The sequence below is a fragment of the Urinicoccus timonensis genome (assembly GCF_900232945.1).
GTDB classification, from domain to species: Bacteria; Bacillota; Clostridia; order Tissierellales; family Peptoniphilaceae; genus Urinicoccus; species Urinicoccus timonensis.
Map to the genome: position 1 here is coordinate 142,112 of NZ_OCTU01000003.1, position 21,988 is coordinate 164,099.

Genomic DNA, 21,988 nt, shown 5'->3' on the forward strand with positions numbered 1-21,988 from the left:
AAGTGACTAGAATAAAAATCCACCGGCGTAGCCGGTGGTTTTTCTCTTGCGGCCCAAAGGGCCTTTTTTACTTGCTGCGCCTCAAGGGCGCCTGTGGTTTACCACACGCAATTTTTACTCGCTACCCCTTAAAGGGGTCTAAGTTGTCCATTGTTACTTGTCCACTTAATTCATCTTCTTTAAGTTGATTTTTTATATATTCTTGGATTGCTCTTGTGTTTTTCCCGGCTGTATCTACATAATATCCCCGACACCAAAATTGTCGTCCTCTGTATTTATATTTTAAGCTTCCCCATCGTTCGTAAATCATGATGCTACTTTTTCCTTTTAAAAATCCCATAAAGCTTGAGACGCTTAATTTGGGTGGTATCTCTAAGAGCATATGCACATGGTCTGGGCAGACTTCGGCTTCTATTATATTTACTTCTTTCCAACTACACAATTCTCTTAAGATTGCTCCTATCTCTAATCTTTTACTCCCATAAAATACTTTCCTTCGATATTTTGGAGCAAAAACTACATGATACTTACAATTCCATTTTGTATGTGATAAACTATGGGTATGATTCAAATTCATAAAAACCTCCTGTTTTTTTGTGTTTTGGTAAACCACAAATTTATTCTAACATGGAGGTTTTTATTTTTTATCGCTAAAGCTAAACGGAACCCCCGGTCTAATGCACTGACCCCCAAAAGTTGGACCAAGAAATCCAACCTTTGGGGGTCTTTTAATGGCAAAATACAGTTACGAATTGAAGAAGAAAATCGTCGAGGAGTACTTGTGTGGTAAAACAAGTTATCAAGCCTTAGCAATGAAATACCAAATCGAGAAGTCCGTTCTCAGGCTATGGATTAGCAATTACAAAAATTATGGCGATGAAGGCTTAATGCGCTCTAGAAATAATCGTGCGTATAGTGTAGAGTTTAAGTTAGAAGCTATTACACGCTATGAAACGAGCGAATGCAGCTACCGACAACTTGCCCTCGAACTCGGTTTGACGAATCCGTCCATGATTGTCAATTGGCGAAGACAGTACCGAGAGAAGGGCATCGAGGGGCTGCTCCCGCACAAGCGAGGGAGACCTGTGACAAAGAAAAATGACCACAACCAACCACCAAAAACTGTAAAGAAAAGCGAATCCATCGACGCCTCCACACGCGAAGCATTGGAAAATCGCATCAAAGAATTAGAGGCAGAAAATCGGAAACTTACCATTCAAAAGATGTTCTGGGAACAGCTCAGGAGTTTAGAGAAAGAAGAAGCAATGAACAAAAGGCGAAGATTGTCTCCAAACTCCGAGAACAATTCCAACTAATAGAGATTCTTGCCGCCATCCATTTCCCAAAGTCCACCTTTATGTATTGGCAGAAAAAATGGTCCGAAGAAGACAAGGATCAATCCTTAAAAGACGAAATCCTTGTCATTCGGAGCCAACACAAAGACTATGGTTATCGCCGCATTCATCTGGAATTAAAGAACCGGGGCCAGGTGGTGAACAAAAAGAAAGTGCAACGATTGGTCCAAGACATGGGTCTTCAAGTCCACTCCTATGGTAAGAAATACAAGAAGTACAATTCCTACAAAGGCGTCGTGGGGAAAATCAAGAAAAACCGAATCAACCGCCGGTTCAATACCAGCATTCCCTTGCAAAAAATTACCACAGACACCACAGAATTTAAATACTATGAAGAAGATAAGACCGGGAAACTTCAAACAAAGAAACTCTATCTCGACCCCTACATGGACATGTACAACCTGGAAATCATCAGTTACGTCCTATCCGATCAGCCCAATGGAGTCACCATGCTGCAAGGTTTAGAAGTAGCCATTGAGCGAACAAAGGCCTGTCCTTATCGACGGACCTTTCACTCCGATCGTGGTTGGGGTTATCAAATGACCGCATACCAAGCCATGTTAGAAAAACATCATATTTTCCAAAGTATGTCAAGAAAGGGCAACTGCTATGACAATGCACCTATGGAAAACTTCTTTAGCCTATTGAAAAGAGAAATCTACTATGGCCACAATTACCGTAGTCGTGAAGAACTGGTGCAGGCAATTGAGCAATATATCCGTTACTACAACGAAGATCGAATCAAAGAAAAGTTAGGAGGTCTAAGTCCAAAGCAATACCGTGAACGCATGCAATCCGCATAGAACGAATGTTATGTAATAACAAAATCGAGTAAGCGAAATGCTTACTCGATTAGGTCCAACTTTATGGGGTCACTCTAATATGCTGAGGGTTTAAACACAAAAAAGTCGGACTCTCGTCCGACTTTTTTTTGTTGATGACTTTAGTCAGTTGAGCACGCAACGCGTGCGAAACAAAAAACTACCCGCTATGCGGGTAGGAAAAAAAGGTTATACCAAAAAATCACCTCAGTATTATAATAGAGTTGTTCAGACCTAAAATAATGAAGAGGTGATTTAAATGGTTCAAAAGGCAAATTCATTATCACACACAAAATGGATGTGTAAATATCATATTGTCTTTACACCAAAGTATAGACGAAAAATTGTTTTTAATCAATACCGAGACAGTTTGGGAGAAATATTTAGAACATTATGCAAATATAAAGGAGTCGAAATAATAGAAGGACATTTAATGCCAGACCATGTGCATATGCTAGTTAGTATTCCCCCAAAAATATCAGTGTCAAGTTTCATGGGATACTTGAAAGGAAAAAGTGCACTAATGATGTTTGACAAGCATGCAAACCTAAAATACAAATTTGGAAACAGACATTTTTGGGCAGAGGGATATTATGTAAGTACGGTAGGATTGAATGAACAAACAATAGCAAAGTATATAAGAGAGCAAGAGCAACACGACATAGCAATGGATAAATTAAGTGTAAAAGAATACGAAGATCCATTCAAGAGAAGATGAAGTAAAGCCCTTTAAGGGCAGGCTAAAGAGGCAAAAACAATAAGGTTTGAACAAAGTGAAAACCAGCGCCTTGAGACGCTGGTTGGTAATACTTGGGCTTATAGCCCGTGATCAAACCACCCGTTTTACGGGTGGTTATGATTGCCTAAAAATGATAATAGACAGAAAAAAAGCAGAAGGGAAGAGGGCCTTCTGCTTTTTATAAAGACCATGACACTAGGCCAAGATCAACTAAGACAGGGGCAGGGAAAAATTTTCCAAGTTCACCGTGGCCCGGTGGATGCCCTGCATAGTTTCTTCAATTTCTGCCAAGCTTTGGGCACAGGCCTTGAGTTCCTTGTGGTGGATTTCCTTGTCCTTGCTGGTATTCTTGTATTGGAGGTCGTGTTCTAGGCTGGCCCAGTAGTCCATAGGAATGGTCCTGAGCTGGATTTCCACCGGGACAGACTCCTTACGCTTGGACAAAAAGACCGGCACCTTCACCAGGAGGTGGAGACTGCGGTAGCCCGACTCCTTGGGCTCTTGGATATAGTCCCTCCGCCGGATAAAGGTCACATCATCTTGGGCCAAGAGCATTTTTTCGATAATGTAGACATCGTGGAGATAGCGGCAAATAACCCGGATCCCCGAAATATCCGTAATGTGTTCCCGCATAGAAGGGATGGTCTTTTGGATATGGAGCCGGTTCATCTTTTCAATAATACTATGCATGGACTTCAAGCGACATTCCATGTGGTGGATTGGATTATAGGTGTAGTTCATTTGAAATTCTTCGTCTAGAATTTCCAACTTGGTGCTGATTTCCTTGAGAGCACCATTGTAGAGTTGCTGGGTTTCAAACCAGCCCGTCACATTGCTTAAAAGCTCCTTGGTATCTAAGGCTTGGCTGGAATCAGGGTCAAAAAGAGCCTGGTTTTCCAAACGGTCCTTTAATTCGTCAATGGACAAGTTGGTGTTGCGGTATAAGATCAATTCTATCCTCTCCTTTTCCTAACATTGATACCCAAAGAGCAAAGGATTTAGTCAGGAAATAAACCCTTTCGACTTGGATTTTAAATATCAAATCAATCGCCAAGAGCCTAGAAGCCTTTGTTTAAGGCAAAATCAATGCTATAATGATTATTAAGAAAGTGAAACTAGACAAGTAAGGCCCAGCTAGTTTAAGTGGGCCTAGAAAATGGACTTAGCAAATAGTAGAAGGACAAGAAAAGAGGAAAGCCCATATTGTAACTTGTAACAAGTAAAACAAGGGAGGAATCTTATGAAAAGAATAGCTATCTTTACCTTACTAGGTCTGGCCCTGACCCTGGTGGCCTGTGGCCCCAAAAAGACCCAAGACCCAGCCCAAGCCCTGGCCCAAGACTTTGCCCAGGTCTACCTGGCCCAGCTGGACTTTAAGGAAGAGGACTGGCAGCAGATGGAAAAAGACCTTAGCCAGGCAGGCCAGGTCCTTAGCCTGGATGGAGACCTAAGCCAAGAAGCCGACCAAGACCTGCCCGCCCTCTATGACCCCTTTAAGGAAGTCATGACCCAAGAGGCCCTGGAGAGGATGGTGGCCAATGGGGACTACCCCTACTTCCCCCTAAGAGAGAAGAGCCTGGATCAGGTGGACCTGGTTTCTGTTAAAAGAGTGGACCCAGATGATGACAGCTACGACCTGATCTTTGTTACTAAGAAGGGGGACCAGGAGACTCAGCATGTCCTCAGAGCCAGGATTGACCAAAAGATTACCTATATAGAAAAGCCCAGCCAGGTCTTTGACCTCTAAGGGCAAGTAAAAGGCTGCTAGCAAATGGCATGGTCATTCTGCTAGCAGCCTTTTTTTGGTTTGGTATAGAAAATTTAGATTGGGTCCATGTCGGTGAGGGTGAGCGATTTATTGTAGTGGAAGCAAAGTATCAGAGCAAAGGATTTAGTCAGGAAATAAAAGGCCTTGAATTAAAAGCTAGAAAGTATTTGTCCCAAATTGATGAGGGAACAGTAGAAAAGATAGTAAAAGAGATACGGGAGATTGAAAGAAAATGATTATTTATGCTATAATTAGGTAGTAAATCTATATATTTAGAAAGGTAAAATATAGAATTGGAGAATGATATGGGATTTTCATATAATAAATTATGGAAGTTATTAATAGATAAAAATATGAACAAAACAGACTTACAATGTGCAATCGCAACTACACCCAAGACAATAGCAAAAATGGGAAAAGACGAAAATGTAAGTTTGGAAACATTAGGAAAGATTTGTGAGTATTTCCAATGTGATATTGGAGATATTATTGAATATAAAAATGGAGTTAAAATAAATGATAAATAATACTCTTACCTATATTTCTTTATTTTCATCAGCAGGAGTTGGTTGCTATGGATTTAAACAAGAGGGTTTTGAATGTGTAGCAACGAATGAAATTATTGATAGGCGTTTGGAAATTCAAAAAATAAACAAAAAATGTAAATTTGATAGTGGATATATAAGCGGAGACATCCAGAAGCAGGAAACTAAAGATAAAATTTCAAATGAAATAAAAAAATGGGAAAAATTTGGTAATGATAACATTGATGTTGTTATTGCAACTCCTCCTTGTCAGGGAATGAGTGTAGCTAATCACAAGAAAAATAAGAGCGATTTACAAAGAAATAGTTTAATAGTTGAAAGCGTTGAGATTGTTAAAGATATTAATCCTAGATTTTTTATTTTTGAAAATGTTGCTGCATTTTGGAAAACAGGCTGCACTTTAAAAGATGAAACCATTCTTCCAATAGGTGAAATGATTGAAAGAAAACTTTCAAATAATTATTTAATTTCTAAGAGAGTAATTAATTTTAAAAATTATGGCTCAAATTCATCAAGGACTAGGACATTAGTTATCGGTGTTAGAAAGGATTTGTCCGATATTGTAGTACCTATAGAACTATATCCAGATTATCGACCAGAAAAGACTTTGTTTGAAGTTATAGGCGATATGAAAAGTTTAAATTGGGGAGAATATGATGACAATGACTTTTTTCATAGCTTTAGAGAGTATCCTAAAAGGATGAGAAAATGGATATCAGATCTTAAACCTGGAGAGGGAGCGTTTGCAAACAACGATCCTGAGAAGATACCTCATAGAGTTATAGATGGAGAAATTGTATTTAATAAAGCTAAAAACGCTGATAAATATACAAGGCAAGAATTTAATAAGGTAGCTCCTTGTATACACACAAGAAATGATCAATTGGCTAGTCAAAATACTGTTCATCCTATTGATGATAGAGTATTTTCAATTAGAGAACTTATGAAGATGATGACAATACCAAGTGATTTTAAATGGACAGAGGAATCTTTAGATGCATTAAATTCATTAAGTATTGAAGATAAGAAAAAAATGTCTAAGAAGACTGAAATGAATATTAGACAAAGTATAGGAGAGGCTGTTCCTACAAGTATTTTTAGGCAAATAGCTAAAAAGGTAAAGGAAAATATTTTTAGAAAAAGCTTGAAGGATAGGGAGATTCTGGATGTTATAGATGACAAAAAATTAGAAGATATTAGCAATCTAACTAATTTTTTAAAATATAATATAGGCACATATACAGAATCAACAAATTTAAGAATAATAGAAATAGCAAATACTAAAAGGCAAACACATTCAGCTTTTTATACGAATAGATTTATAGTAGAGCATATAATTGAGGATTTGCCAGAATTTGAAAAAGATGAAATAACTATAGTAGAACCATCAGTTGGTGCTGGAAACTTCTTGAAACTTCTTTATAAAAAGTATGAAGATAAAAAGCGAGTAAATCTTATATTAATTGATATAGATGGGGACATATTAAGAATTTTAGAATCATTAAATAATGTTCCAGACAACTTTAATGTTAGCTATATCTGTGATGATTTTTTGAATTATGATTTTAATAATCTAAATATAGATTTAGTGATTGGAAATCCTCCATTTGCTAAAGTTAGTGGCAAAATATTAAAGAAATATTTAGAAAATAATTATAATAAGGATACTAAGAATTTGGCTGAAATGTTTTTAGAAAAGGCAATGAGAATTTCTGATTATGTTTCATTGATATTACCTAAAAACATCTTAAATACGCCTGAGTTTATAGAAACAAGGAATTTGTTAAAAGAGAATTCTATAGACTATATATATGACTTTGGGGAGTTAGGTTTTAAGGGTGTTCTTGTTGAAACTATAAACTTGATGGTAGATACAAGGCTAAAAAGACAAAATACAATAGTAAAATCAATTACTGATAGTACTATTTTCAAACAGAAGTTATCTTATATTTCAGACGAAAAACTTCCTTATTGGGTAATTTATAGGAACGAGTTTTTTGATAATATATTTGAAAATATGGAATTTAATATATTTGACGTATTTAGAGATAGGCAAATTACAACTAAGAATTCTACATTGGAAAATATGCAAGATTCTAATGAATATGTAAGAGTATTAAAATCTAGAAATATTAGCGATGACGGAAGTGAAATTATAAATATTGATTCTTATGATTCTTATATAAATGTGGAAGACTTAGAAAATTTAACAGTAAAGAAATTTATGGATAGAGATGATATATATATGACACCTAATATGACTTATAAGCCAAGAGTAATGAAAAAAGAAAAGGGATATGTTGTAAATGGATCCATCGCATTATTAATACCAAAAAATAATGAACATCTTAATGATGAGCAAATGAGATATTTCTCAACAGATGAGTATAGGGAATTTTATAAATTAGCAAGAAATAAGCAAACACGTTCATTAAACATTGATAAAACAAGTGTGTTTTGGTTTGGGAGAAAATTATAAATATTTATGGAGGTAAATATGGAAAAATTAATTTATGGCAAGCTTGGTCAAGTGAAATTTAAAAATTTAAAAGAAAAGGAAGAGGCAATTGAGTATCTTTTGACATCTGAAAATGTTGATTTTAACATACATGAAGACAATCAGTTTCAAGGAGCGTGGGGCCCAGAAGATAGAATTCATTTTAAAACATTAGTTGGCGTGCCTGAATGTTTAAAAAGAAATATGACTGCTGGCAATTTGGGTGCTGAGGGTAGAATTAATTGCAAAGAATTGTGTGAGGAATTACGAGAGGAGCATAAGAAAAGAACTGATAAAGAATAGAGGTATTATAATATGTATGAAAACTTTTTAGATAAATATGACTACGATGTTAGAAAAACTGGTGATGCTAGATGGATTGATCAGAAATGCACTTATGATGTAGCTTCAATAATTGCAGACTGCATAATAGAGTATGTGGATGAAAATGATGTTAAAGAATTTACTGTTTCTGATATATGGCATAGTGAATATGCTAGAGAAAATGTAATTTCTATCTTTTCAAAGCCTGATCCAGAATTAAAAGCTGGAAATGAATATGACAAGTATTTTGGACAACCTATAAAACTATTAGGTTATAGCAAGATTCTCGATGTCAGAAAAGAGAAGAACAGATATTACTATTCTATAAATAATAGGGAGTTATTAGAGAAAATTGCTTTAAGGCCGACAAATGCTTTGAATTTTTTGTATGAATATATAGTTAAGGTTTTAAAAGACAGTGGAATTTGGGATTCTTTTGAAGAGTTCTTTAAGATACAGACTAAAGAATCCTATAAAGATGTTAGGGACACTTTTATAAGATTTACAATAAACAATACAAAAATAAATGGAGAAACTGAATGTGGCAGGATTTTTACAAAAGTCATAAATCCTCTTGCTTTTAAATTAAAAAAACAAGGCACTGAAAGAGGTAGGATTTCTAAAAATACCATTACACTAAGTGACTTGCAATATAATCGTGCCAACTGGAGAGATGAACTAAGTGGTAAAGATAAGTCAATTACTAGAGCTGAACATGAGCCAACAGTTGCACAATTGCAAGCGAGAGCTATGGCTAGCTATACAGTAAATAAAGCTAAAAAAGCAATGCGTAAATTTAATGATAGTATGTATAATGGAAAATCTGAAATATATCAATCAACTGAGATGGTAAATGCAACTCAAGCACACCATATTTTTACTCAATCAGACTATCCAACTATTGCAGATTATGTTGAAAACTTGATAATGCTAACGCCAAACCAACATTATTCAATGGCTCATCCTAATAATAATACACAATATGTAGATAAAGATTTTCAATATATATGTCTTATTGCAAAATCAACCAAAATATATCTAGATTTAACCTCTGAGAAAGAGGATAAGTTCTATGATTTTGAAGATTATAAATTTGTATTAAATACTGGTCTTGAGACAGAAGACTTCAGTTCTATAAGTTATTTAGACTTTGCAAGCATAATAGACAAGATCGATTATTATTACATAGATAATATTAGTAATAATAAATATTATAAATTAATAAATGACAACAAGTTAGATAGAAATCAACAGTATTTGGAAAATTCTATTGATTTTAAAATGGTAGCAGAAGAACAAACTGATTATAGAATTTAAATAACCGTTACCAAAAAGGTTTGGAGGTGAAAAATATAATGTGGAAAGATAGTGAATCAAAAATTGACTATATAGATTTTGAATATATAGCAGACTTAGTAAATTATATAATTTTAGAAGACAGTTTACTACCAGCAAGTATTGGGGTGTATGGCGATTGGGGTAGTGGAAAATCAAGCATTATGTCAATAAGCCAAAAAAGGTTGCAAGATCAAGATGATAAGGCTTTGATTGTTAATTTCAACGCATGGTTGTTTGAGGGTTACGATGATATTAAAACAACAATTATTAACTATCTTTTAGACTCAATAGAAGAAAAGAAAAAATTGGGGGATAAAGCAAAAGAAATCTTGCAAGGATTGAGGAAAAGTTTGTTAAATATAAACTTAATACCAGTCATATCAAAAGGTTTTTTTGCTGCACTATCTACATTTAGTACAAATCCATCTGCAAGTAAATCAGAATTAATCCTTGGACAGTCTGAGAATATAAAAGATTTTATTAACACGGTTAAAGATAATTATATTGAGGCAACATCTGATGAGAAAATTAGAAATGAAATCTCAATGTTCAGAGAAAAGTTTGGAGAATTAATTGATACAACAGACATTACACGTGTAGCAATTTATATAGATGAAATTGATAGATGTTCCACTGATACGATTTTAGAACTTTTTGAGGCGATGAGACTATTTATGTTTTCTGGTAAAGTAGCTTTTATCTATGGAGCAGATGAAAGACAAATTGCTTATGCAATAAAGCAAAAATACTCGGAAGATATATCGGATAGCGGTTCAAAAATAGATATTGGTAAAGAATATTTAGAAAAAATCATTCAATATCCAGTGCGTATTCCAAGAATGAATGTTGCTGAAACAGAGATTTATATAACATTATTATTAAGCGAGAATACAGTAGATAAAGACGAATTTTCATCATTAAAAATTGATTTGATCAAACAATATAGAGAAAAATTATCAAGAGTATCTTTACCAAAAAAAAGCAAAGACAATGCACTTATAGTTAAAAATTTTACATTAGCAAAAAGGATAGCAGAACTTTTAAATTCAGGATTAAATGGTAATCCTAGACAGTTTAAAAGATTTTTAAATGAATTTGAATTAAGAAAAAGAACTGCTGAATTAAAAAACATTGAGATTGATGATCAGGTTTTAGTTAAGGTAATGGTCTTACAATATGTCAAACCATCAATATTTACAGATTTTATTCAGCTACAACAAGAGAACAAATTAGATGAGATTTTGAGTTATTACCAAGAGATTGAGAATGAAAAAAAATCTTATGAAGATCAAAATATTAAATCTAAAGCAAACAATCTAAAAAAAGAGGAAAAGATAGATAAAAAATGGAAAGATGAATGGTTTGAGCAATGGGTTAGAATAGAGCCCAATCTTATAGATCATGATCTCAAACCTTATTTCTACTTATCACGTAATAAAGGGTTGGACTCAATTACATTCGGAAAAGCATTATCTAACGATGCTGTTCAAGTTATTAGAGCTTATTTATCAGGGAATGACATTGCTAAATTAAATGCTGAGGAAAATATTAATAATCTTTCTTCTGTCGAACTTAACTTAATAGTTGAGCAACTTTCTGAAGAGTTTATTAAACAGCCTGAAGATAAGAGGTTAGGCGTATTTAAAGGTTTAATCGATTTAAGCACTAAAAGAAATGAGTGTGCAGATTTTGTAGTAAGAAAAATATCTGAGTTGCCTATAAACTATATGACTAAACCAATGAAGATGTACGCTAATAATCTAATAGATTTAGAAATACCAGCAAGTAGCGAAATGAGCAAAGTTGCTAATAGTTGGAATGATAAATAAAGATGGAGGTATGTATTGGGTACATCAAGTTCTTTTAAGGGAAAAAAAGGGAATACATTATTACCAAATGACTTTTTACAAGAAGATGAAAATAACGATGACAAAGACAATAAAAAAGATTTAGATAAGCCGAATTGGACATCAGCCAAAACATCCATGAGTAAATATATTTCTTCTGGTGGGAACATTGGAAGTTCGAAGAAAGTTGTCAGTAATTATATTGGGGCAAATGGTGGAGCTAAAGCTTTCTCATCAAGGCAAGGGATAAGTTCCGCAGGGAGTAATTTTTCTAATTTATTGAGTAGTATAACAAAAAATGGATTTACTACTACGATTGCTTCATTAGGGAATCAATTTAAAAATAAATCCACCGAAGAGTCTATATCGCTTTTGGTAAACTATGTTTTAGAAAATTCTATATCAAAAGATGATATAGCTATAAGGAGTGCTACAGTAAACACTTTGGAAGAAATGAGTTTATTGTTGGGTGATAAAAATTCTTTAACTGAAATTGAATCAAAATACTTACTTCAGTATTTTACTAGGGAATTAATTTGGCAATTAATGTTAGTTGATTACGGATACTCATTTGAAAAAAAGGGTAGCAATATTCAAGAAGCTATTAGGATTGAAAGAGATGTTAAGGAATATATTCAAGCTTGCGTTGAGGTGGGATTTAACTCATATAAAGATGACTATTTTACCGAAGATTCATTTAATAAGATTTTAACTTCTTGCTTAGAGATTATGGAGGAATAAAATGAGAATATATTGTACAAATGAATCAATTGATAATATTCCTGAAGGATTTGATGAAAAACTAGATATAACAAATAAAAAAGATATTGGTTTTAATTTTTGGGATAATTACATTAAGTTAGAGAAAGAATTTTCAAAATTAGCCATTGATTTATTATATTTATCTATTTTTGTTTTTGTAGCCGATCGAATAGTAAAAAGAGATACTCAAAATGATGGTTGGACTAGGACTATTAAACTAAATGTTCCTGTATCTGACAATGATTTTTGGAACTCTCAAAAAGTATTAGTAACTGATATGTTGAATTTTTTAAGTGGTGACAATTGGACTTTTGAATTTAGACCTAAAACTGTGTATCAAGAGCAAATATACTATTCATCTAAAAAGTATAAAGAGCTGGATAAGAGGAACTATGACAAAATTTGTATGTTTTCAGGTGGCTTAGACTCTTTTATAGGAGCAATAGACTTGCTCGAAGATTCAACCTCTTCAATATTATTAGTTAGTCATTACGGTGGAGGAAAAGGGACTAAAAGCTATCAAGATGATATTTTTAAAGCTGTAAAGAATAAATATAAGTTAGATGATAGAGATCAGGTTCAATCATATGTTGTTGCTAGGAATGGTAAAAAAGAAGATACAACTAGAACAAGATCTTTTATGTTTTTTTCGCATGCAATTGTTTATGGCTCAGCTTTTGGTAGAAAAACTCAGCTATATATCCCTGAAAATGGTTACATCTCCTTAAATGTTCCCTTATCTGGATCAAGGTTTGGGAGCAGCAGTACAAGAACTACACACCCATACTACATGAAAAAAATACAAACTTTAATAAATAATATGAATTTAGATATTAAAATCATTAATCCATATCAATTCAAGACTAAAGGAGAGATGATGAAAGAGTGTAAAAATAGTAGCTTCCTAAAAGAGCAGTATGTTAATACTATGTCTTGCTCACACCCAGATAATGGTAGATTTAAAAAAGAAAAGACATCAAAACACTGTGGAGATTGTATACCTTGCATAGTTAGAAAAGCAGCTATAATATCAGCTTATGGGAAAGATGAAACGGAGTATAGACATAAAAACTTAGAAAAATCTCAAGCTGGGATCTTAAACAGAAATGCTTTTTTACAAATGCTTGAAAAGCATAATCCTAAAAGAGCGGTATTTGAGATACAGAAATCTGGTCCATTAACAGATAACTTATTTGAGTTTGCAGGCGTTTATAATAGGAGTATAGAAGAATTAAATAAAGTATTTAATGAGGTAGATTTGAATGAAGTTGATTGATTTTCATTGCCATCCAGATTTATATAATGACAATTTTAAAATGTTAAACAATGGTAATAAAATAGTGTTTATGACAAATTTACCAGTTTTGTTTGAAAGATACTATCAAAAATATAAAGATTCTAAAAATAATTTTTTAGCTTTAGGCTATCATCCAGAATTGATTGAAGAGTACCCCAATTATTTTGAAAAATTTAAACGAAATTTGTATAAGACAAGGTTCGTAGGGGAAATAGGTCTAGATAATTCTGAAAGAAATAAAGAATCTTTTGAAAAACAACTAAGAATATTTCGAAAAATAATGGAGGAGTGTAATAAAAGTGATGGTAAGATTATATCAATTCACTCAAGAAAAGCTGAAGGTTTTATATTTGAAGAACTAATTAACAACAATAATATATATATTCTACATTGGTACACAGGAACTCTTAAAAGACTACTAGATGGTATGATGAAAAATCAAAACATATATATATCTGTCAATTTAGATATGACAACAACAAAAAAAGGTGCTGATTTAATTCACAGTGTACCTATAGATAGAATTGTTTTAGAAACAGATGCTCCTTTTACAAAAGAAAGTAAAAAAAGATATGATTATAAAATCTTAGAAGACACTATTACTCAAATAGCAAAAATAAAAAAAAGTAACTTAGAGGATGTTACCATTCAAATTCAAGCTAATTCAAAGAAGATATTAGGATAGGAAGTAGTTGCCTCTCTACCCCCTTTCCATAGTAATTTTCATAGTTTTCCTATACTGAACAAGATCGGAAAATTGCTCTTTATTCAAAGAATACTCTTGCATAAGGGCGTTCTTTTTTTCTTGCAATTTATCGAGGTTTGATAGTATTTCTTTTGTGTTTGGTAGTTTTTATAGTTTTCTAAGATTTCTTTAGCAGCTATTTTGTAGACGGAAAGTTCACTATAATATTCTTTTCCATAAATTACAGTCCCGGGATGGTTTTGCAGGGAGTTTTCCCTGGCAAAAGTTTTATCCCGGGTTTTTTTAGGGGATACTTACTGGGATAATCTTGGTCCTAAAGCTTATTTTTGCTATAAAAAAGGAGCATTCTCTTGTGGAATGCTCCTTTTTCATCTCTTTAAACTTAAGATTAAACTGATAGGTCATAAGGGCCTATGAACTTATTCCTTTAACTTTTTGCTATCTTCTTCAAGTTCTAAGAACTTATCAAAATCACTTTTGTAGAGTTGGTCTTGTATAATTCTATATTTTTCAAACTCACTTTCTGCGTGTTTTTTAGCAAGAACTGCAGAGACTTTTCCTGCATCGTTTAAGATTTCTTTATCCCATAATTGTAAAAAGCCATTAAGTCTTTTTTCCCAATCTTCCATAGTCATTGGAATATGTCTTTCGGCTTGTAGTTCTGCCATATCTAGATAAGCAGAGACGATTCTTTGCATTTGATTTAATTCTTCTTCATTTAAATAATTTTTTGCAAGGCCTACATCATATTTATGAATTTTTGAATCTGGGGAGCCTTCCCAAGTTGTCAGTCCCATATTTTTAGTTTTATGATTGGCTCTATCGACAATTAATTCGGCTGCAGTTTTCCCATGAATGGCATAGTGCAATTTATTTTGAATAGCGGAAAAAAACCTTTTTGTTGCCTTTGCAGATGGATCATAGTCTAAAGATGTGGCATAAATATCTGTGATTTTTTGATAGAATCTTCTCTCAGATAATCTAATTTCACGAATTTGTACAAGTAATTTTTCGAAATAATCCTTGGTAAGCCTTGTGCCAGAATTTTTGAGTCTTTCATCATCCATTGCCCAACCTTTAATTGTAAAATCTTTTACAATTTGGTTTGCCCACTTTCTAAATTGGACGGCACGTTCGTTATTTACTTTAAAGCCTACTGCAATAATTGCTTGTAGGTTGTAGTGTTTTGTATTATATGATTTTCCGTCGTTTGCAGTTATTAAGTATTTCTTAATAACTGAATTTTCGTCTAGTTCGTTATCGTCAAATATTTTTTTTAGATGCTGATTTATTGCCGATACACTTACATCATAAAGAGCTGCCATCATCTTTTGACTTAGCCAGATATTTTCATCTTCATATCTAATCTCAATAGCTTCCTGGTCATCGCCACTAGCAGCAATAAAGGTTAAATATTCAGCTGCAGATGATCTTATTTCCTTGTGTTTTTCTGTAGGCATAGTTTCCTCCAAGTATTCATTCCATTTTACACAATAGGCTCTAGTTGGTTGATTGACTAGCTTAATTATTTTATGTAAATTCCTAGATTTCTACTGGACTTATAAGCCTATTATAGTATAAAGATTTCTGGACGTAAATAAACTGCATGGCGGAAGAAGGTCTCAAGAGGAGCCATATCTTAACCTGGTTGGAGAAGGGGAAGGGAAAAGGACTTGGTCAAGTAAAGACCCATAGGAGTCAGGAAAAGCTAGGATGGAACTAGGTTTTTCCATGTCCTTACCAGGATGTCATGAAAGTTATTGGAAAAATTTTCTTCCCAATATTATTTAGGTCAGCCTCTTTTAAAGTGTGTATTTCACTAGATTTTCCCTGAAAAGTGTGTTCATTTGGCCCGGAATGTATTATACTTATACATAATGGAAGATTGTGTGTTTTTTTATATAGATTGTAAGATTTTGAAGGAGGAAACGTGACGAAGCAAATAGAAAGTTGGTTGGAACCGGTGAAAAAGGACCCAGAGGCTTTTTCCTGGTTTCGCAAGCAAGTAGAGGATAAGAAGGGGGTCTTGGAGGACTTGTTGGAAGACTTGGCCTACACCAAGACCATCCACCGTTACTATGCCAAGAGAAAGTCCAAGGAGCGGTTTGTCTCCAATGAGAAAACCAGAAAGTATGCCTTGGATGAAATCTTGCTCCGGGACCAAATCAAGGAATTTAAGGATATAGACCCCATCCATTTTTTGGCCTATGGGGAGGTTTTTTTCGAAAAGAACCAAGAGGCTAGGCATTCCAACTTGGTCTTGACTGCCTATGTCCGGGAGGCCATTGGCCGGATTACCGATGTCCTACACCGGGGAGATGCGGTCTTTTTAAGGGGTCACTTGGGAACGGGAAAAACGGAATTGGCCTACGAGGCCATGGAGGTTTTCTCTTTTGAGGTCCACTTGGACCAAGTCCTTTGGCCACTTTTGGACAAGGCCCAGGAAGAGGACTACCGGGAAATTTACCAAAAGGCCTATGACCAGGTTCAAAAGGAAAGCCTGGCTTCTCCCTACTTTATTTCTGGGAACAAGGACATCCGGGCTTCAGACTTATTTATTGAAAAGTCTCTGAAGTTAAAGGGGGCCTTGGAAGGCAAGAGCATCCAAAAGGCCTACAAGGAATTGGAGGCTTTAAGGGAAGAATTGGCCGACTCTCAAGAGGAGAAGGAAGTGGTCAACCAACTTTACAGCATGAAGTATGGGAACTTTGGTACGGAAGTTATTGACCTGTCTAAGGAGGTCTACCTGGCTATTAAGGAAGGCCGACCCTTGATTATTGACGAGCTCAATGCCATTCCCATGGAGCACCTTATTGCCCTGAATGACCTTTTACAAAAGAAACCGGGAGAATCAGTTTACATTACGGGAATTGGCCAAGTCCTCATTAAACGGGGCTTCGGTTTGATTGCAACGGGGAATATTTCTACAGAGTCTATTTTTTACGAGGGGACGGAGGACTTGAACCCGGCTTTTTCCAGTCGGTTTATTTCCTTGGAATATGACTATTTGCCCCAAAATATTGACGACCGCTTTGCCAAGATGGAGGACCCGGGGAAAAACCAACTCTACCAAGTTTTGATTTCTCTTTTAACCAACCAAGATGGCAAACTCTACCTGCCGGGAGGCTTGAAGTCCATGGAAGAGCTCTACCGGCTGGCCCAATTGGCCAAGACCACCCAGTTGATTTTCTCCAACCGTTGGTATGACAATGGGGATATGGATGTAGAATTACGGGAAGGGGTCATCAGTTTGCGCCACCTGGTCCGGATTTTAGAAGAATGGGCCTTTGGGGAAAAGATTGACCTATCTATGGCCCTCTACCAAGGCTTTATTTCTTCCAACCACAATGACGATGATGTCAACCTCTTGTTGGAATTGGCAGCCAATTACGGATTTTTCAAGTCTTCTGACGGCTGGACTGTCAAGAGACGGGGGGTAGGGGAACCGGCTCCCTTGAAGGAGGAATTGCGGTCTCGTCCCTACCACTACCTGCCCTTGGACTTGGAGGAAGTGGCCCGGGAGGACTTTTTGGCTATCTTGTTTGGCCCCCTGCCCAAGTGGGAGGAGATCCCAGAAGAATTGGCTTCTGTCTACCAGGGTCAAGGAGTGGACCCGGTGGAATTTTTGGACTTTAAAAACCGCCTCCAGGACCTAGAGGAAAATATTTCTCTAGTGGAAAGGATGGGAGACCAGGACAAGGATGAAGTTTAATAATTTTGTCAACCGGCAAAAGGAAGACCTCTTGAAGCTCCGCCTTATGGAAACGGATATCCATGCCAGTGGGCAAGTGTCCCAGGATTTTGTGGACACTCTAAAGGCTCTGGAAGACCGGCAAAAGGGGGAAGAGGAAGAAGTTATTGACTTTTTAAGCCGCCACCAGGCCATGGACATGGACTACCGGTTGACCTATGAAAAAATTAAGATGCCCTTTAAGGATGACCTGGCCTATATGGATAGCTGGTCTGGGGCTGACTTTTTTGTCGGAGCTCATGGTAAGATCCTGGTCCGGCCCAAGGATGAAGAAGAAGAGGCCCAAGAACTGGAAGGTTTTGATGGCCACGTCCTGGCTGTGGAAAAGATGGGGCCTGGGTCCTATCTTTTGGCCGGCGGGGATGGAATCCTAAAGAGGGTTTTTCGGAAAAAAGCTGAATATCACTTGGAAGATCTAAGTCAGGACTTGGGACACGATATCCACTATATGAAGAAGGTCCAAGGGGGGCTTTTGGTCTTAGGATCAGGAGGCCTTCGGGGCCTAGCCCGGGTGGAGACTTCTCAAAACTTGGTCCTTGTAGAGGACTGGACCTGGTCTGAGGAAACTTGGATCTTCGGCCAAGCAACGGACCGGGGGATTTTCTCTGTCAGCAGTGGGGGCGTCCTGGCCTTGGGAAATAGGCAAGTAGGAGACTTTGGACAAAAGGTCCATGGAGTTCTGGCTTGGCAGGGGGACTTTTTAGTCTATGGGGACCAGGGAAAGATTGCCCGTTTTTCCTTGGACCAAGAGAATTTTGTCCAAGACTATGAGGGAATTCAAGGTCCCATCTACCAGGCTCTTGCCTTGGATCCTGATACGGTTTTACTTTACCAATCCAATGGCAGGGCCTACCTCCTCCACCCGGCCCAAGGACAGGTCAACCAGGACCTGGATGGTTTTGGTTCTTACATTTCCTCGGCCCGGCAAATGGAGGATGGGAGCCTGCTTTTGGGAGGCTGGAATGGCTTCGCCATGAGGGCTCGGGCTTCTAAACCGGAAAGCTTCCAGGACTATATGGATAGATACAAGGAGTCGATTGGATGGGCTTAGAAACACTTTATGAATTTATAGCAGCGGAAAAAAGGGGGATGGTCCTCTATTCTAGGGACCCTCATTTTCTTGTGCTAGGGTCTACGGAAAACCCCAAGTTCCGGATTGACATTCAGGAAAAACAACTCTTTGTCCCAGTCCAATGGTTTGACGAAGGGGGCTTGACCACCAAGGAAATGGAGTGGAAGATCTACCATGAATTGACCTCCTATCTCTTTTTAAAAGAGGACTACAAGTACCTGGCCCACCGCAAGGACCGGATTATGGAAAAGGCCCGGGACTTTAATTCTTGGATGGCCCGGGACCTCTTTCCCGGCAAGGACCTCAATAACGCCAACGTTTTTGACTATGTCTTGACGGAGGTCCGACGCTTTTACCACCACCTGGACCGGATTGCCCAGGGGGTCCACCTGGCCCAAAGGCTTCCCATTTACCGGGAGGCGGAATCGGCTGAGGCCATCTACCAGGTCTTGGTCCATGAGGGGGTTACGGACAAGCTGGACAAGCGGTCCCCCCATATTCAATACCTCTACAATATGGAAATTGAGGCCTTAACGGGCCATCCTCCCAAGGACTTTGGCAACTATGAGTTGATCCACCGGAAGATCCTGGGCAAGGACACCATTGACTTTCTAAAGGATGTCTGCCTCTACCCCCAAGGAGTCCGAGACGACCTCTTTGACGGTTATTTTTATCCCGTCTACCTGGAGCTTTGGATTGAAGAATTGGAAGCTCGTTACAAGGAGGCGGAAAAGAAGTTCCAGGATGTCAAGGAAGAGCAAAGGCTCATGAAGGTCATGGAGGACATGGACGAAGAGGAAGAAACCATCGATGCCATTGACCTCCAAGACCAGGACCAGCTGGCCAATGAAGAATTGGACTCTCCTGACAATGACGACCAAACGGCCCAGGAGAGAAAGGACAACCGGATCGAGCATGAAATCCAGGAAATGGACAAGCACTGGTCCATAGAGGGTCGAACTCGGGCTGAGTACGAGCAAATTAAAAAGGAAATCAACCCCTTGCGAAACCAAATGCAGACCTTTTGGAAGCAAATGCTGAGAAATAGTCTGCAATTTAAAAAGGTCTTTAAGCGGCCCTTGAAAAAGGGGAGCCTGATTATTGATGAATTTGTCCGGGGCTATCCGGACTACCAAGAGTCCATGAGGAAGGGGTCTTTGAATGACCTGGAAATTTACGGTCAATACCAAACCCGGGTCAAGAGCATGATTGGGGTAGACGGGATTGAAGTCACCTTGATGATTGACAACTCTGGGTCCATGGACGATATCAAACGCCACTATGCCAAAAGGGCCATGTCGGCCATGCTGTTTTCCCTCCAAGACCTAAATGCCTACCTGGTACGCTATCGAAAGCTTTTAGGTAAGAGGACGGACATAAAGACCCAGGTTTACTATTTTGGGTCGGACTTTGAAGAAATCCGCCCCTTGAGTCGGCCCCAGTCCTTCCAAAAAGAAGAAAAGCAGTGGCTGGACCTCATTGCTTACCTCAACGGACTTTCGGGCCACACCCATGATGAAAAGCCTCTCAGGGATGTCTATGAAAATCTAAACAAGGAACAAAAAGACCTCTTGGCTAAAAACAAGCTTTTAAAGATTATCTTTGTCATTACCGATGGAGCCAGCAACGACAAGGAAAAGGTCAAGGAAGTCTTGGCCAAGTTGAGAAAAGAAAAAATTGTGGTTTTGGGCGTGCAAATCGGCCAATTGACAGAGGAAGAATTAAAGCAATTTAAGTATATCTGGCAAGAACCGGGCACCTCCCAAGGAATCATCTTGGGCCAAAACCTTTCCAAGCTTCCCCAGCTCCTTTTGGGCCAACTTGGAGACTTGCTAAACCTGATTAAATAATGTTTGGCAAGCCTTAGGAATTGTGTTAAACTATTTTCCGTATTAAAAGGAGTGGTGAAATGAAAATAACATCTGTTGTTGGTGTAAACTTTGGCGATGAAGGAAAGGGCCGGATGGTAGACTACTTTGCCGGCCAATATGACTATGTTGTCCGCTACCAAGGTGGGGACAATGCCGGCCATACGGTTAAAAATGAATTTGGAGAGTTTGCCCTCCACTTGATTCCCTCGGGGATCTTCCACGAAAAGACGGTAAACATCCTAGGCCCCGGCATGGTGGTGAACCTGGAAAGTCTGAAAAGGGAAATCGACCAGTTGAAGGAGGGGGGCATCCATGTGGGACCGGATAATTTAAAGGTCTCCCACAGGGCCAGCCTGCTTTTGCCCTACCATGTCCAACAGGACCAAGAAGAGGAAAAACGTCTCAAGGACAAGAAGTATGGGTCCACCAAGAGGGGGATTGCCCCGGCCTATGGAGACAAGTACATGAAAAAAACCATCCAATTGGGGGAACTCTATGACATGGACCTGTGTAAAGACCACTTTGACCAGCTGGTGGAATATAAGAAGGAAGTCTTTAACTACCAATACGACTTCACAGGTATCTGGGACCGGCTGGTGGAATTAAGAGAAGAGCTTTTGCCCTATATTGTAGATGTCTATGATATCTTGGACCAAGCTGTCAAGGACAAGTCCATCTTGTTGGAAGCCCAACTGGGGGCCATGCGGGATGTGGACTATGGAATCTACCCCTATACATCTTCCAGCAGCCCCTTGGCCTGCTATGCTCCCTTGGGCTGTGGTTATCCCAAACTCAAGATTGATTCTGTGGTGGGGATTGTCAAGGCCTATGGGACCTGCGTAGGTGAAGGCCCCTTTGTAGGGGAATTAACTGGAGACCAAGGAGACCGGCTGAGGGAGATGGGCCATGAATATGGGGCTGCCACAGGTAGACCCCGTCGGATCAGCTACTTTGACTGTGTATCCAGTCGCTATGGAGTTAACCTCCAAGGGGCGACGGAATTGGCTTTAACCAAGTTGGACGTTCTCAGTAGCTATGATGAAATCCCCGTGATTGTGGCCTATAAAAAGGGAGATATAACTACAAAGGAATTTCCCTTTACTCCTATGTTGGATGGCTTTGAACCAGTCTATAAGACCTTTAAGGGTTGGAAACAAGACCTTACAGGAATTAAGACCTACCAAGACCTACCCCAAGAAGCCAAGGATTATATTGAAGCCATTGAAGAAGAATTGGCTACCCCAATCAAATACATCTCTATTGGGCCTGCCCGGGATGAATTGATTGTAAGATAA

20 protein-coding genes and 1 pseudogene are annotated in these 21,988 nt (G+C 37.6%); 17 read left to right on the forward strand and 4 right to left on the reverse strand.

From position 1 onward, the window contains the following. Positions 1 to 121 precede the first annotated feature (121 nt). The gene (tnpA, locus tag CS898_RS06085; protein ID WP_099208477.1) at positions 122 to 577 is read right to left on the reverse strand and encodes an IS200/IS605 family transposase; all 456 of its coding nucleotides are present in this window, start codon (positions 575 to 577) and stop codon (positions 122 to 124) included. A gap of 154 nt (positions 578 to 731) precedes the next feature. Between tnpA (CS898_RS06085) and CS898_RS10055 the strand changes: the two genes are divergently transcribed. The 3 genes from CS898_RS10055 (at position 732) to tnpA (CS898_RS06095) (ending at position 2,894) form a co-directional block, all read left to right on the forward strand. Next, a complete protein-coding gene (locus CS898_RS10055; protein WP_009431028.1) occupies positions 732 to 1,316 on the forward strand; it encodes a helix-turn-helix domain-containing protein in 585 nt (194 codons plus the stop codon). Further along, the gene (locus CS898_RS06090) at positions 1,229 to 2,158 is read left to right on the forward strand and encodes an IS3 family transposase (protein WP_234976042.1); all 930 of its coding nucleotides are present in this window, start codon (positions 1,229 to 1,231) and stop codon (positions 2,156 to 2,158) included. Before CS898_RS10055 ends, CS898_RS06090 begins: the two co-directional genes overlap by 88 nt. Before the next feature lie 277 nt (positions 2,159 to 2,435). Next, positions 2,436 to 2,894, forward strand: coding sequence for an IS200/IS605 family transposase (gene tnpA / locus CS898_RS06095; RefSeq protein ID WP_009430075.1), 459 nt, complete (start codon positions 2,436 to 2,438; stop codon positions 2,892 to 2,894). 231 nt (positions 2,895 to 3,125) lie between these two features. On the opposite strand, the gene CS898_RS06105 is transcribed toward tnpA (CS898_RS06095), so the two are convergent. Then, a complete protein-coding gene (locus CS898_RS06105) occupies positions 3,126 to 3,866 on the reverse strand; it encodes a GTP pyrophosphokinase (protein ID WP_099208478.1) in 741 nt (246 codons plus the stop codon). Positions 3,867 to 4,155: 289 nt separating this feature from the next. Here CS898_RS06105 and CS898_RS06110 point away from each other — a divergent pair, with 289 nt between their 5' ends. The 10 genes from CS898_RS06110 (at position 4,156) to CS898_RS06155 (ending at position 13,978) form a co-directional block, all read left to right on the forward strand. Then, positions 4,156 to 4,662, forward strand: coding sequence for a hypothetical protein (locus CS898_RS06110; RefSeq protein ID WP_099208479.1), 507 nt, complete (start codon positions 4,156 to 4,158; stop codon positions 4,660 to 4,662). A 29-nt stretch (positions 4,663 to 4,691) separates the two neighbouring features. Then, entirely contained in the window at positions 4,692 to 4,919 is a 228-nt protein-coding gene (locus CS898_RS09830) for a hypothetical protein (protein ID WP_099208480.1), read from the forward strand. Between the two features lie 69 nt (positions 4,920 to 4,988). Further along, a complete protein-coding gene (locus tag CS898_RS06120) occupies positions 4,989 to 5,210 on the forward strand; it encodes a helix-turn-helix domain-containing protein (RefSeq protein ID WP_099208481.1) in 222 nt (73 codons plus the stop codon). Then, entirely contained in the window at positions 5,200 to 7,707 is a 2,508-nt protein-coding gene (locus CS898_RS06125; protein ID WP_099208482.1) for a DNA cytosine methyltransferase, read from the forward strand. The genes CS898_RS06120 and CS898_RS06125 overlap by 11 nt, the downstream gene beginning before the upstream one ends. Positions 7,708 to 7,725: 18 nt before the next feature. Next, a complete protein-coding gene (locus CS898_RS06130; protein WP_099208483.1) occupies positions 7,726 to 8,028 on the forward strand; it encodes a hypothetical protein in 303 nt (100 codons plus the stop codon). 12 nt (positions 8,029 to 8,040) lie between these two features. After that, complete coding sequence (locus CS898_RS06135; RefSeq protein WP_099208484.1) at positions 8,041 to 9,366, forward strand: restriction endonuclease; 1,326 nt, start codon at positions 8,041 to 8,043, stop codon at positions 9,364 to 9,366. Positions 9,367 to 9,404: 38 nt separating this feature from the next. Then, a complete protein-coding gene (locus CS898_RS06140; RefSeq protein WP_099208485.1) occupies positions 9,405 to 11,216 on the forward strand; it encodes a KAP family P-loop NTPase fold protein in 1,812 nt (603 codons plus the stop codon). A gap of 15 nt (positions 11,217 to 11,231) precedes the next feature. Continuing rightward, positions 11,232 to 11,975: a Qat anti-phage system associated protein QatB gene (locus CS898_RS06145; RefSeq protein WP_099208486.1), complete on the forward strand. Its 744-nt coding sequence runs from the start codon at positions 11,232 to 11,234 to the stop codon at positions 11,973 to 11,975. 1 nt (position 11,976) lies between these two features. Continuing rightward, positions 11,977 to 13,272: a Qat anti-phage system QueC-like protein QatC gene (qatC, locus tag CS898_RS06150; RefSeq protein WP_099208487.1), complete on the forward strand. Its 1,296-nt coding sequence runs from the start codon at positions 11,977 to 11,979 to the stop codon at positions 13,270 to 13,272. Next, positions 13,259 to 13,978 carry a TatD family hydrolase gene (locus tag CS898_RS06155; protein WP_099208488.1) on the forward strand — a complete coding sequence of 240 codons (720 nt, stop codon included), beginning with the start codon at positions 13,259 to 13,261 and terminating at the stop codon, positions 13,976 to 13,978. Before qatC ends, CS898_RS06155 begins: the two co-directional genes overlap by 14 nt. Here CS898_RS06155 and CS898_RS06160 read toward each other — a convergent pair. After that, positions 13,953 to 14,211 (reverse strand): annotated as a pseudogene (locus CS898_RS06160) (hypothetical protein); the annotation flags it as partial. The gene CS898_RS06155 and the pseudogene CS898_RS06160 overlap by 26 nt on opposite strands. 207 nt (positions 14,212 to 14,418) lie before the next feature. Continuing rightward, on the reverse strand, positions 14,419 to 15,459 hold the full coding sequence (locus CS898_RS06165) for a virulence RhuM family protein (RefSeq protein WP_099208489.1): 1,041 nt from the start codon (positions 15,457 to 15,459) through the stop codon (positions 14,419 to 14,421). A 470-nt stretch (positions 15,460 to 15,929) separates the two neighbouring features. Here CS898_RS06165 and CS898_RS06170 point away from each other — a divergent pair, with 470 nt between their 5' ends. The 4 genes from CS898_RS06170 to CS898_RS06185 are packed head-to-tail and all read left to right on the forward strand — an operon-like array spanning position 15,930 to position 21,988. Then, the gene (locus tag CS898_RS06170; protein ID WP_099208490.1) at positions 15,930 to 17,711 is read left to right on the forward strand and encodes a hypothetical protein; all 1,782 of its coding nucleotides are present in this window, start codon (positions 15,930 to 15,932) and stop codon (positions 17,709 to 17,711) included. After that, entirely contained in the window at positions 17,701 to 18,801 is a 1,101-nt protein-coding gene (locus CS898_RS06175) for a hypothetical protein (protein ID WP_099208491.1), read from the forward strand. The genes CS898_RS06170 and CS898_RS06175 overlap by 11 nt, the downstream gene beginning before the upstream one ends. After that, positions 18,792 to 20,672 (forward strand): vWA domain-containing protein, encoded by a 1,881-nt coding sequence (locus CS898_RS06180; RefSeq protein ID WP_099208492.1) that lies wholly within the window; start codon positions 18,792 to 18,794, stop codon positions 20,670 to 20,672. Before CS898_RS06175 ends, CS898_RS06180 begins: the two co-directional genes overlap by 10 nt. Before the next feature lie 59 nt (positions 20,673 to 20,731). Beyond that, positions 20,732 to 21,988: an adenylosuccinate synthase gene (locus CS898_RS06185; protein WP_099208493.1), complete on the forward strand. Its 1,257-nt coding sequence runs from the start codon at positions 20,732 to 20,734 to the stop codon at positions 21,986 to 21,988.